Genomic DNA, 12,081 nt, shown 5'->3' with positions numbered 1-12,081 from the left:
TATTGACCGTCCGGTTATTGGTCTTTCACCCGCTTTGCACTTTTTGAGGCAAAAAGCCCTTGAAAAGCATTGAGAAAGAACAGAAGTCTGAAAGATAAGCGTTATAAAAAGGAGAAGCTATGTCGTCCGATCTTCGCAAGAATAGTCAGGATAAGCTGGCAGCCCTCGATAAGGAATATCACTATTACAGCCTGCCGAAAGCGGCACAAAAGCTGGGTGACATTCAACGCCTGCCAAAATCTCTAAAAGTTCTGCTGGAAAATTTACTGCGTAATGTCGATGGTGACACTGTCACCGAAGAAGATTTACAAGCGCTGGTGGATTGGCAGAAAACCGGCCACGCCGACCGCGAAATTGCCTACCGACCGGCTCGCGTACTGATGCAAGATTTCACCGGCGTTCCCGCCGTGGTTGACCTCGCGGCCATGCGCCAGGCGGTCAAGCGACTGGGGGGGAATGTCGACCAAGTCAATCCACTCTCCCCGGTGGATTTAGTTATTGACCACTCGGTCACCGTGGATGAGTTCGGCGACGACGAGGCGTTTGATGAAAACGTGCGTCTCGAAATGGAACGTAACCACGAGCGTTATATCTTCCTGCGCTGGGGGCAAAAGGCCTTCAACCGTTTCCGCGTTGTGCCGCCGGGCACCGGGATTTGCCATCAGGTTAACCTTGAGTATCTCGGCCAAACCGTCTGGCACGAAGAGATTGACGGCCGCACCGTCGCCTATCCCGACACCTTAGTCGGCACCGACTCCCACACCACCATGATTAACGGCCTCGGCATTCTTGGCTGGGGCGTGGGCGGTATCGAGGCGGAAGCCGCGATGCTTGGCCAGCCGGTTTCCATGCTGATCCCCGACGTGGTGGGCTTCAAACTCACCGGCAAACTGAGCGAAGGCATCACCGCTACCGACTTAGTGCTGACCGTCACCCAGATGCTGCGTAAACACGGCGTGGTGGGCAAATTCGTCGAGTTCTACGGCGACGGCTTGGCGGACCTGCCTCTGGCCGACCGCGCGACCATCGCCAACATGTCCCCTGAGTTCGGCGCGACCTGCGGCTTCTTCCCTGTGGACGAAGTCACTCTCAGCTACATGAAACTCAGCGGGCGCAGTGACGAACAGATCGCACTGGTCGAGTCCTACAGCCGAGCGCAGGGCCTGTGGCGTCACGAAGGCGACGAGCCAATCTTCACCAGCTCCTTAGAACTGGACATGTCACTGGTGGAATCGAGCCTCGCTGGCCCGAAACGCCCGCAGGACCGCGTCGCCTTGCCGAACGTGCCAAAAGCCTTCAATGCCGCGACAGAGCTGGAAATCGGCAATGCCAAAGGCAAACAGAGCCAGTCCGAAAGCTTCACCCTCGACGGCCAGCATCACCAACTCGCCACCGGCGCAGTCGTGATTGCGGCGATCACTTCCTGTACTAACACCTCCAACCCGAGCGTGCTGATGGCGGCGGGCCTGTTGGCGAAGAACGCGGCGGATCGCGGCTTAACCAGTAAGCCTTGGGTGAAAACCTCGCTTGCGCCCGGCTCGAAAGTGGTGACCGACTACCTCAACGCCGCTGGCCTGATGCCGCATCTGGAAAAGCTCGGTTTTAACCTCGTCGGCTACGGCTGTACCACCTGTATCGGTAACTCAGGGCCTCTGCCTGACCCGATTGAGGCGGCGATCAAAGAGGGCGACCTGACCGTGGGCGCAGTGCTTTCCGGTAACCGTAACTTCGAAGGGCGTATCCATCCGCTGATTAAAACTAACTGGTTGGCCTCGCCGCCGCTGGTGGTGGCCTACGCGCTGGCGGGTAACATGAAGGTCGATTTGACCCATGATCCTCTCGGCGAAGACCAAAACGGCAAGCCGGTCTACCTGAAAGACATCTGGCCGTCAGCCAACGAGATTGCCAAAGCCGTGGAGCAGGTGAAAACCGACATGTTCCACAAAGAGTACGCCGAAGTGTTCAACGGCGACGCCAACTGGCAGGCAATTAAGGTCGAAGGCACGCCAACCTACGCGTGGCAGGAAGACTCCACCTACATCCGCCATCCGCCGTTCTTCAGCGACATGAAAGCCCAGCCGGACCCGGTAGAGGACATCAAAGACGCACGGATCCTGGCGATACTGGCCGACTCGGTGACCACTGACCACATTTCACCGGCGGGGAATATCAAGGCTGAAAGCCCGGCAGGACGCTACTTAGAGCAGCACGGCGTGCCGCCAAAATCCTTCAACTCCTACGGCTCTCGCCGTGGTAACCATGAAGTGATGATGCGCGGGACCTTCGCCAACATTCGTATTCGCAACGAAATGGTACCGGGCGTGGAAGGGGGCTTCACTCGCCACATTCCGTCGCAGGACCAGTTAGCGATTTACGACGCCGCCATGCGCTACCAGCATGAAAGCGTGCCGACGGCGGTTATCGCCGGTAAAGAGTACGGCTCCGGCTCCAGTCGCGACTGGGCAGCCAAAGGCCCGCGCCTGCTGGGCGTTCGCGTGGTGATTGCCGAATCCTTCGAGCGTATCCACCGTTCGAATCTGATCGGCATGGGCATCCTGCCACTGGAATTCCCACAGGGCGTGACGCGCAAAACGCTGAAACTGACCGGTGACGAAACCATCAGCGTCAGCGGCATGCAGTCCCTCAAACCGGGCCAGACGGTGCCAGTAAAAATCACCTTCGCCGACGGCCACGTCGAAACCGTCGACGCCCGTTGCCGCATCGACACCGGCAATGAGCTGACCTACTTCGAGAACGGCGGCATCTTGCACTATGTGATCCGCAAAATGCTCTAAGTGGTGTGTTTGGTGATGAAATGAAAAAAGCCCCGCGAGGGGCTTTTTTTGCATTCAACCTAAACCAAGATTACTTCTCTAACAGATGGCCCATCTTGGCGGCTTTGGTTGCCAGATAGTGTTCATTTTTCGGGTTCTTGCCGACGATCAGCGGCACGCGCTCGACGATGTTGATCCCGGCTTCGGTCAGGATTTCGACCTTTTTCGGGTTGTTGGTCAACAGGCGAACGGCAGGGACGCCCAGCAGCTTGAACATATCGGCACACAGGGTGAAGTCACGCTCGTCGGCGGCAAAGCCGAGCTGGTGGTTGGCTTCTACGGTGTCGTAGCCTTTATCTTGCAAGGCGTAGGCGCGGATTTTATTCAGCAAACCGATGTTACGGCCTTCCTGACGGTGATACATCAGAATGCCACGCCCCTCTTCGGCGATATGATTTAGCGCGGCTTCGAGTTGGAAACCACAATCACAGCGCAGGCTGAACAGCGCGTCTCCCGTCAGGCATTCGGAATGAACGCGAGCCAGTACCGGCGCGTCGCCAGTAATATCACCAAAAACCAGTGCCAGATGGTCGTGACCGGTCGCCAGTTCTTCGAAACCCACCATCAGGAAATCACCCCATGGGGTAGGTAATTTGGCTTCTGCCACACGTTTCAGCTGCATTTTATACTCCAATACTCTTCATCCTTCACGCTGGGGCTGCGTTAGCTGCCTTTCGGTTGCGTCATTTCATCGCAATCTTAGCGCGGGGTCGCAGGTGAGGGTGATAGAGTGTTTATTAACGTTCAGTATTTTATTTATTGTTGCGCATGCTACGTTCCAATGCGCGGATTGACCAGAAAAAATCTCGGCGACAGCAGAGATTGCAACAATCCTATGAATATTCTGCCACAAATCGCAGCGGCGCTTAGCGCGAATATTTGAATGATTACGTCATAAGATATGAATTAACGGTCGCAGCAAAAGCAGAATTTCTAATTAGATGTTAAGCAGTAACAAGATTGTTACACTGCGATTCTTTGGCTGTTTAAGGATGCTTATGTATCACATCGTCAGACGTGTCTTGCTAGGCACAGTGATTCTATTAGCCATGCCCGCCGTCGTGTGGGCTTCGGGATGGTTATGGACGCCGGGCATGAACCCGGACATTTTGCGCCCGCTGTTCTGGGTAACTGAAACCGTGAGTGAGCCTTGGGGCATTCTCACCACTATCGTGCTCTGCGCTTGGTTCCTCTGGTGCCTGCGTTTTCGGCTCAAGGCGGCGGTGGTGCTGGTGGTCATCCTCTGCGCTTCTATTGTTATCGGCCAATATGTGAAGGATTTCATCAAGGCAGAGGTCAAGGAGCCGCGCCCTTATGTGGCATGGCTGGGCACTTCTCATGAGATGGACGTGCTGGAGTTCTACGCCATGAAAGGCAAGGAGCGGGGAAAAGAGGTGAAAGCCTTGCTGGGTGATGACAGCGACCTGCCAAAATGGCTGAAAAAGAGCTGGCAGAGTGACACCGGCTACGCCTTCCCGTCTGGCCACACCATGTTCGCCGCGACTTGGGCACTCTTGGCGCTGGGCATTCTCTGGCCGCGTCGTCACTTCAAAACCGTGACCTTTATGATGGCGTGGGCGGTGATTGTTATGGGCAGCCGTCTGGTGCTCGGCATGCACTGGCCGCGTGACCTGATGGCGTCTACCGCCATCAGCGCGGTGCTGGTGATCATCGCCTGTTGGCTGACCGAAAGGTTTATCGGGCCACTCAAGCCGCCTCCGGCAGAGCAGCGCGAGATAGCCGAGCGCGAGGCCGACGAGGCAAAATAGCCCGTCAGGGTAGGCGGCGCGGAGCATCAACTCGCCGTTTACCCTTTTAACCGGGGATTGGCGTCCCCATATATTATCTATCACGCCCGCGAAACTGCGTGGGCGATAAGCTAAATAGGGAGTTATGCCACGCTTTTGTCTGAAGTTTATCCTAAGTAGGGTTTATCCCTTCTGAGCATTTCCCTGCTTTGTTTGGAAATGCTAACTTATTAGGTTAGGACGCGTATTTTTGGCATAATTCATCCGGTACATCCGGCATTACAGGACTGAATGTGAAATATTTGCTGATATTTTTAGTTGTGCTGGTCGTGTTGGTGATTTCCATCACCCTCGGCGCGCACAACGATCAGGTTGTAACCTTCAATTATCTGCTGGCGCAGGGCGACTACCGTGTCTCCACGCTGCTGGCTGTACTATTTGCGACTGGCTTCGTGCTGGGTTGGGTGATCTGTGGTCTGTTCTATCTGCGCGTTCGCCTGTCACTGGGCCGCGCTCAGCGCAAAATCAAGCGCCTGGAACAGCAGATCGAGCCTGAGCCAGTGGTTGTTCCCACTGTCACGCCTACTGCTATCAGTAAGGAATAATCCTTTATGTTAGAGCTGCTGTTTCTGTTGTTGCCCGTTGCGGCCGCCTATGGCTGGTACATGGGGCGCAGAAGTTCTCAGCAGGATAAACAGGAAAATGCTAACCGCCTGTCGCGTGAGTACGTGGCGGGCGTTAACTTTTTGCTGTCCAACCAACAAGATAAAGCCGTCGACCTGTTCCTCGAAATGCTTAAAGAGGACAGCAGTACCGTCGAGGCTCACTTAACGTTGGGCAACCTGTTCCGTTCGCGTGGTGAAGTTGACCGCGCCATCCGCATCCATCAGTCATTGATGGAGAGCGCCTCGCTGACCTTCGAACAACGTCTGCTTGCCGTGCAGCAACTGGGCCGTGACTATATGGCTGCCGGGCTGTATGACCGCGCCGAAGACATGTTCAACCAGCTGGTGAAAGAGCAGGATTACCAACTCTTTGCTCTCGAGCAGCTGTTGGTCATTCATCAGGCGACCAGCGACTGGCAAAGCGCCATCGAGGTGGCCGAGCGTCTGGTTAAGCTGGGTAAAGACAATCGTCGCAAAGAGATTGCCCATTTCTGGTGTGAGCTGGCGCTGCAAGCCATGTCCAGCGATGACCTAGATAAAGCCACTGGCCTGCTGAAGAAAGCCGCCTCGGCTGACAAACTCTGCGCCCGCGTCTCTATCATGCAGGGCCGTATCCTGATGGCTCAGGGCGAGTACGCCAAAGCCGCCGACGCCTTAAAACGCGTGCTGGAGCAGGATAAAGAGCTGGTGAGCGAAACCTTGCCGATGCTGCAAGAGTGCTATCAGCACCTAGGTCAGCAGCAGGCGTGGGCCGAATTCCTCAAACGCTGCGTGGATGAAAATACCGGAGCCAGCGCCGAGCTGATTCTGGCCGAGATCATCCAGCAAGCTGAAGGCCGTGAAGTGGCGCAGTTGTACATCAACCGCCAGCTTCAGCGCCATCCGACTATGCGCGTGTTCCATCACCTGATGGATTACCATCTGGCGGATGCAGAAGAGGGGCGTGCCAAGGAGAGTCTGGTCTTACTGCGTGACATGGTCGGCGAGCAGATCCGCACCAAACCGCGCTATCGCTGCCATAAGTGTGGGTTTACTGCGCATTCGTTGTATTGGCATTGTCCGTCTTGCCGGGCGTGGTCGACCATCAAGCCGATCCGCGGCCTCGACGGCCAATAAAAATCCTCGTCGTCCTTCGCGCTGCTTCTGCGTTGGCTTCCTCTGCTCACCCCAGTCACTGACTTTTGTCAGCTCCTGGGGATTCACATCGTTGCCGCCTTGACCCAACACGAATGACTTAGAGGATTTCCGGTGATCGGGGCGAGAAAAACTTCGCTTACTTCTTCTTACTGATGGTCTTGCGGACGGAGACCAGCAGGGTGCGGAGTTTTTTGATCTCTTTTTGGGTCAGGGCTGGTTCGGTGTTTTCGCTGGTGTGCTGGCTGTCGATTTCATGTTCTGGGTTTTTGGCGGCCTTTTTCCCCTTCGGTGCAAAGCTTTCCTCAAGGCGCTCGCACACTTCGGCACTTAATGAACGCTCTGATTCAGCCGCTGCGGCACGAATTAACTCTTTTAATTCCACAGGTATCTTGATGGTCAGGGTCGATATCTCGCTCATTTTATTCTATTTCCTTCAGCCTAAAGCTTTACGCTATGTCAGCTAGATTAAGCTGTCTAGTGTGTAACAAATAATTCATAAAAATGTAACACAACGCGCGACTGGGATTTAGGGGAGATGACAGGTAAAATGCGGGCGGCTTTTTCCACTGAAGAATTTGCCCAAGCCCGATATCCTTAAAAACTGACAAGAGGTTGACGACATGAAGTCTGAAAATAATATCCATAACAATGACTTAAACTCCTCTCCCATTGTCGTTGCTCTCGACTACGCTGATAAATCAGCGGCGCTGGCCTTTGCCGACCGCATCGACCCGCGCGATTGCCGTCTAAAAGTGGGTAAAGAGATGTTTACTCACTTCGGCCCGCAAATCGTTAAAGACCTGCAGTCTCGCGGCTTTGACGTGTTTCTTGATTTGAAATTCCACGACATTCCTAACACCACGGCCCACGCGGTGGCCGCTGCGGCCGACCTCGGCGTATGGATGGTCAACGTTCACGCCAGTGGCGGTACGCGCATGATGACCGCCGCCAAAGAGGCGTTAAGCTCATTCGGTGCCGACGCGCCGCTGCTGATTGCCGTCACCGTGCTGACCAGCATGGAAGGCAGCGACTTGGCCGATTTAGGCATTCAACTCTCTCCGGCGGACTACGCCGAGCGTCTGGCGCGCCTGACTCGCGACTGCGGCTTAGACGGCGTGGTGTGCTCGGCGCAGGAAGCCAGCCGCTTCAAAGCCGCGCTGGGCCAAGAGTTCAAGCTGGTGACGCCGGGTATCCGCCCTGCGGGCAGCAAGGCCGATGACCAACGCCGCGTCATGACGCCGGTCGAAGCACTGGCGGCGGGCGTCGACTATATGGTGATTGGGCGTCCGATCACCCAATCCGCCGATCCTGCTCAGACCCTGCGTGATATCCGCGCTTCACTGCGATAAGGCCAGCCGATGAAAAATGATGACAACAGCCGTCTGGTTTACTCCACCGAGACAGGCCGCATTGATGAGCCAAAAGCCAAAGTCGAACGCCCGAAAGGTGACGGCGTGGTGCGCATTCAGCGCCAGACCAGCGGGCGCAAGGGCAAGGGCGTCTGTTTGATCACTGGCGTAGATGCTGACGATGCAACACTGGAGAAACTGGCTGCCGAGCTTAAGAAGAAGTGTGGCTGCGGCGGTTCGGTCAAAGAGGGCGTGATTGAGATCCAAGGGGACAAGCGGGATTTACTCAAACAACTGCTGGAAGCCAAAGGCATGAAGGTGAAATTAGCCGGTGGCTGATATTGGCTGCATTTAAGGCGTGGCTTTAAATCGGCAAAAATTAATTTTTTTGCCGATGGTTATCCCGAGTGAAAATAAAAAAGAGTTATTGCCAAGATGCTGCTCTCTCATCAAAGCAGCATCTTGAAAATACCGGATTGCCTTCTAACCAGAAGACCAATGAAAAAGACCTGAAAAAAGCAAACAACCTATTTTTGTTTTAATCCTTTATTCTGCTTTAACCATTCTCAACTGCTATTTGCTCACCTGATGACCTACGATCCCGCCGACTGCCGCACCACCTAATGTCCCTAAGGTACTGCCATCAGTCAGAACTGCACCACCCAATGCACCGGCACCCGCACCAATGGCGGTGTTACGGTCGCGTTTAGACCAGTTGCCACAAGCAGTGACCGACATTGCCAATGTCATCACTAAAGCAATGCTGGCAATACGTTTAGAGGTAAGACTTGATAATTGCATCATGGTAACTCTCCTTAAAAGGATTAACTCTCAGACACACTCATAAGTATAGGTAATAACCAGTATTTCGCTGAAAAATTAACCAGCGCAATATTGCCGCTATCACCTGGGTGTTTAACGCGAAACCTCCGCGAAAAACGTAAAATAATGAGAGTGGGTCGAACAGTTATCTCAACTTGCTCAATTTCTGGTTTCACCGGGCGCAATAGCGACCCAGTGGAATAAAACTAATGAAATTGGCATTTTTGCACTAGGTGAATAGTCCTAATTCACTACAAAGTCTTTTGCTCAAAGCACAAAAACCTCATCACTGGCTGATGCAATCCACCACGATGCCGGAACTGCTCAGGTGCGCTTTGATAGGCTCGGCCAGCTGATCGTCAGTGATTACCCGGCTGACGAGGCCCATAGGGCCGAGGGAGTGGCCGGTTATCTGGCCGAACTTGCTGGAGTCGGTTAGCACGATATTTTCGACGCCTTTCGCCAGCACGGCGTTGACGATATCGGCGCGCAGCATATCGCGGCCAGTGAAGCCGGTTTCAGGGGTATAGCCGTCGATACCAATAAAGGCTTTGCTGAAGTTGACTTGCTGCAAGCAGAGCTTGGTCAAGGGGCCGACCAGCGTCTGGCTGGCTTTTTGATACATGCCGCCGAGCAGGATCACTTCGCACGGCATGCTCTTCAGGAGAGTGGCGATATAGCTGCTGACCGTGACCACCGTCAGGCTGCGCTTATCACTCAGGTATTGCGCCAACAGCGCGACGCTGCTGCCACTTTCGAAAAACACCGTTTCGCCTTCGTGGATCAGTGACGCCGCGTACTGCGCCAGCTTCTGCTTGCGGCCAAAGTTGGACATCATGCGCTGGTCGACATCGTCGGTCTGCACCGCCACGGCAAACCCGTGCTCGCGACGCAGATAGTTGCGTCTTTCGAGCAAAGTCAGATCATGGCGAATGGTCACTTCCGACACCTGACACACCTGCGCCAGCGTATTGACGCTGACCCGCTGTTTATCATTCACCCATTGCAAAATAATTTGCTGTCTGTCGTTCATGCGATTCCGAAACGGCGGGCAAGGTGTTGATTGCCCGCACTGTGGTAAGGGAAGGGTTAGAGCGAGTGCTCGGTACGGGCGATGATATCATCCTGCGCTTCAGGTGATAAGGCTGTGAAAAATGCCGAATATCCCGCGACGCGCACCACTAAATCCCGGTAATTCTGCGGCGTCTCTTTGGCTTTCAGCAAGGTTTCGCGCGACACGATGTTGTACTGCACGTGCCAGCCGCGATGCTCTTCAAAGAAAGTGCGCAGCATGAGCATTAAGGTTTGCCGGTCATGAGGGTTTTCCAGCGAAGCCGGGTTCAACTTCTGATTGAGCAACACGCCGCCGAGGATCGCCTCGGTCGGCAGCTTGCCAAGGGAGTTGAACACCGCTGTAGGCCCAAGGTGGTCAGTACCGGAAGAGGGGCTGGCACCCTCGGCCAGCGGGGTAAAGGCTTTGCGGCCGTCCGGCGTGGCGGTGGTGGCGGCGCCAAAAGGCACGTTGGCGGAAATCGAAGAGGTGCCCGCATAATAGGTGCCGCCAATCGGGCCGCGGCCAAAACGGGTATTGTGATAATTCGACAGCTCGTCGATATAGCACTGATAGGCGCGCACCAGCAGGTCGTCCACCTCGTCGCTGTCATTGCCGTATTTGTCCGCGCCGTTGATGAGCCGCTGGCGCAGGCGTTCGCCGTCCAGCCCGTCATAGTCGGAGGCCAGCGCCGCCGCCAGCTCTTGCTGCCCAATCTGGCCTTGTTCGAACACCAGCTTTTTCACTGCCGCCAAACTGTTGCCCAGATTGGCGATCCCCACCTGTAAGCCCGACACCCAGTCATATTTCGCGCCACCCTGTTTGATGGTTTTGCCGCGCTCGATGCAGTCATCAACCAGCGCCGAGCATAAGATGTCGTGAGCATTTTCTTCCAGCACCGTGTCTACCACGCACTCGACTTCAATCGATTTGCGGGTGTAGTAGCGGATCTGCTCATCCCACTGGGCGAATGCCTGCTCGAAATTGTCGAAGTTACCCAGCGACAGCCCGCGCTGCTGGGGCAGGAAGCAGCGGCCGCTTTTGGCGTCTTTGCCTTGCTCCAGCGCTGCCAGCATCACGCGGGCGAAGTTGATGAAGCTCATGCCGGTACAGCGATAGCCCCACTTGCCGCCGACGGCGGTTTCGATACAACCAATCGCCGCGTAGTCATAGGCGTCCTGTGGTTCAACGCCGAGCTTAATGAACTCAGGAATAACGATTTCATCATTATTGAAGGCCGGCATGCCGAAGCCGCAGCGGATCACCTGCACGCAGGCGTCAAGGAAGTCATCGCTGATCCCGGCGTGATAGCGCACGCTGAGATTGGGCTGGGTGGAGCGCAATTGGCCGCAAGATTCCAAAATGGCGTAAGAGAGCGGGTTGACGGCGTCACTGACCTGGCCGTCGCGCCACTGCTGGCCGCCAATGGTGACATTTTGGTACAGCGGGCTGCCCGCCGAGGCTTTGGAGTGAGTGCCTGAGCGGATTTTATTGACCTCCAGCAGCTTCAACCAGCAGCTTTGCAGCAGCTCGATGGCGGCGTCGCGGCTCAGGGACTCAGCCACTTCCACATCGCGGCGAAAATAAGGATAGAGATATTGGTCGAGGCGGCCGAAGGAGACGGAGTGGCCGTTGGACTCGATTTGCAGAGTCAGCTGGATGAAGTAGCACAACTGCAACGCCTGCCAGAAGGTCTGCGGCGGCTGGTGGGCAATAAGCTCGCAGTTTTCAGCCATGCTCAGCAGCTCGCTGCGGCGCGCTTCGCGGCTTTCAGTTGCCGCCATTTCCCGTGCCAGAACAGCAAAACGCAGGATGTGCTCGCTCACCGCCGCCAGCGTGATATCAATCGCTTTCAGCAACTGCTCTTTATGCAGATCTTCCCAGTCGGTAAGTTGCAGACGCTCGCGGCGCTCCGCCACTTTATTGCGCAACCCGTCCAGACCTAGATCGAGCAGCAGGGGGAAATTGACCGCCAAGTGCGCGTCGCCGGAGGTCATGTTGCCTTCAGCTTTGACGATACCGCTGTCGAGCAGGGCTTTCTGCTCATCGGTAAACATGCCGTAGCAGCGGTCCTGCACCGTCTGGCCGCGCCACCACGGGCAAAGTTCGTGCAGGATGGCTTTATTGGCTTCGCTGACCGAGAAACCGGCTCCCGGCCTGTCGCCTAGCGCGTCGATTTCACTTTCAATCCAGCCGACGGTGTACTCGGGGAAAATCGGCGCGGCGCGGACTTCGCTGGCTTGGTTGCCGACAATCAGCTCGTCGTGCTTAATCCAGATAGTGCGCTTTTGCAGATGCTCGGCCAGCGCCAGTGCGCGACGCACGGCCAGCGGCTTGTCGGCATGTTGCTGATAAACCTGAGTATAGTGCTGTGCGCGTTCGGTACAAATCGGCGGTTTGACGATATGAATCAGCGCCTCTTTGTGTGCTTTGATGCGGTCAGACAGCTGTTCCAGCTTCAGTTGAGTCATTATT

11 protein-coding genes are annotated in these 12,081 nt (G+C 55.5%); 6 read left to right on the top strand and 5 right to left on the bottom strand.

The window, feature by feature from the left end; genetic code table 11:
• Positions 1–119 precede the first annotated feature (119 nt).
• Complete coding sequence (gene acnA, locus GEAM_RS09700) at positions 120–2,795, top strand: aconitate hydratase AcnA (RefSeq protein WP_034790961.1); 2,676 nt, start codon at positions 120–122, stop codon at positions 2,793–2,795.
• Positions 2,796–2,865: 70 nt separating this feature from the next.
• On the opposite strand, the gene ribA is transcribed toward acnA, so the two are convergent.
• Positions 2,866–3,456 carry a GTP cyclohydrolase II gene (gene ribA / locus GEAM_RS09695; RefSeq protein WP_034791473.1) on the bottom strand — a complete coding sequence of 197 codons (591 nt, stop codon included), beginning with the start codon at positions 3,454–3,456 and terminating at the stop codon, positions 2,866–2,868.
• A gap of 376 nt (positions 3,457–3,832) precedes the next feature.
• On the opposite strand from ribA, the gene pgpB reads away from it, so the two are divergent.
• The 3 genes from pgpB to lapB all read left to right on the top strand — a co-directional run bounded on the left by pgpB (position 3,833) and on the right by lapB (position 6,363).
• Complete coding sequence (gene pgpB, locus GEAM_RS09690; protein ID WP_034790959.1) at positions 3,833–4,603, top strand: phosphatidylglycerophosphatase B; 771 nt, start codon at positions 3,833–3,835, stop codon at positions 4,601–4,603.
• 272 nt (positions 4,604–4,875) lie between these two features.
• On the top strand, positions 4,876–5,187 hold the full coding sequence (locus tag GEAM_RS09685; protein ID WP_034790957.1) for a LapA family protein: 312 nt from the start codon (positions 4,876–4,878) through the stop codon (positions 5,185–5,187).
• Positions 5,188–5,193: 6 nt separating this feature from the next.
• Positions 5,194–6,363: a lipopolysaccharide assembly protein LapB gene (gene lapB, locus GEAM_RS09680; protein ID WP_034790955.1), complete on the top strand. Its 1,170-nt coding sequence runs from the start codon at positions 5,194–5,196 to the stop codon at positions 6,361–6,363.
• Between the two features lie 157 nt (positions 6,364–6,520).
• Here the strand turns inward: lapB and GEAM_RS09675 are convergent, their stop codons facing one another.
• Complete coding sequence (locus tag GEAM_RS09675; RefSeq protein ID WP_034790953.1) at positions 6,521–6,802, bottom strand: Arc family DNA-binding protein; 282 nt, start codon at positions 6,800–6,802, stop codon at positions 6,521–6,523.
• Between the two features lie 202 nt (positions 6,803–7,004).
• Here GEAM_RS09675 and pyrF point away from each other — a divergent pair, with 202 nt between their 5' ends.
• Positions 7,005–7,733, top strand: coding sequence for an orotidine-5'-phosphate decarboxylase (gene pyrF, locus GEAM_RS09670; RefSeq protein ID WP_034790951.1), 729 nt, complete (start codon positions 7,005–7,007; stop codon positions 7,731–7,733).
• Between the two features lie 9 nt (positions 7,734–7,742).
• The gene (gene yciH, locus GEAM_RS09665; RefSeq protein WP_034790949.1) at positions 7,743–8,072 is read left to right on the top strand and encodes a stress response translation initiation inhibitor YciH; all 330 of its coding nucleotides are present in this window, start codon (positions 7,743–7,745) and stop codon (positions 8,070–8,072) included.
• Between the two features lie 234 nt (positions 8,073–8,306).
• Here yciH and osmB read toward each other — a convergent pair whose 3' ends face one another.
• The 3 genes from osmB to GEAM_RS09650 form a co-directional block, all read right to left on the bottom strand.
• Complete coding sequence (gene osmB / locus GEAM_RS09660; protein ID WP_034791472.1) at positions 8,307–8,534, bottom strand: osmotically-inducible lipoprotein OsmB; 228 nt, start codon at positions 8,532–8,534, stop codon at positions 8,307–8,309.
• A 307-nt stretch (positions 8,535–8,841) separates the two neighbouring features.
• Complete coding sequence (locus GEAM_RS09655; protein ID WP_034790947.1) at positions 8,842–9,588, bottom strand: DeoR/GlpR family DNA-binding transcription regulator; 747 nt, start codon at positions 9,586–9,588, stop codon at positions 8,842–8,844.
• 56 nt (positions 9,589–9,644) lie between these two features.
• Complete coding sequence (locus tag GEAM_RS09650; protein ID WP_034790945.1) at positions 9,645–12,077, bottom strand: formate C-acetyltransferase/glycerol dehydratase family glycyl radical enzyme; 2,433 nt, start codon at positions 12,075–12,077, stop codon at positions 9,645–9,647.
• Positions 12,078–12,081 lie beyond the last annotated feature (4 nt).

The organism is Ewingella americana ATCC 33852 (genome assembly GCF_000735345.1).
GTDB classification, from domain to species: Bacteria; Pseudomonadota; Gammaproteobacteria; order Enterobacterales; family Enterobacteriaceae; genus Ewingella; species Ewingella americana.
The sequence above is the reverse complement of the archived record's forward strand: the minus strand, read 5'-3'. Positions and strand labels throughout refer to the sequence as shown.

Bases quoted from the DNA above. Each gene is read 5' to 3' on its own strand.
- acnA (WP_034790961.1), top strand. From the start codon at position 120: ATGTCGTCCGATCTTCGCAAGAATAGTCAGGATAAGCTGGCAGCCCTC.
- ribA (WP_034791473.1), bottom strand. From the start codon at position 3,456: ATGCAGCTGAAACGTGTGGCAGAAGCCAAATTACCTACCCCATGGGGT.
- pgpB (WP_034790959.1), top strand. From the start codon at position 3,833: ATGTATCACATCGTCAGACGTGTCTTGCTAGGCACAGTGATTCTATTA.
- lapB (WP_034790955.1), top strand. From the start codon at position 5,194: ATGTTAGAGCTGCTGTTTCTGTTGTTGCCCGTTGCGGCCGCCTATGGC.
- GEAM_RS09675 (WP_034790953.1), bottom strand. From the start codon at position 6,802: ATGAGCGAGATATCGACCCTGACCATCAAGATACCTGTGGAATTAAAA.
- pyrF (WP_034790951.1), top strand. From the start codon at position 7,005: ATGAAGTCTGAAAATAATATCCATAACAATGACTTAAACTCCTCTCCC.
- yciH (WP_034790949.1), top strand. From the start codon at position 7,743: ATGAAAAATGATGACAACAGCCGTCTGGTTTACTCCACCGAGACAGGC.
- osmB (WP_034791472.1), bottom strand. From the start codon at position 8,534: ATGCAATTATCAAGTCTTACCTCTAAACGTATTGCCAGCATTGCTTTA.
- GEAM_RS09655 (WP_034790947.1), bottom strand. From the start codon at position 9,588: ATGAACGACAGACAGCAAATTATTTTGCAATGGGTGAATGATAAACAG.
- GEAM_RS09650 (WP_034790945.1), bottom strand. From the start codon at position 12,077: ATGACTCAACTGAAGCTGGAACAGCTGTCTGACCGCATCAAAGCACAC.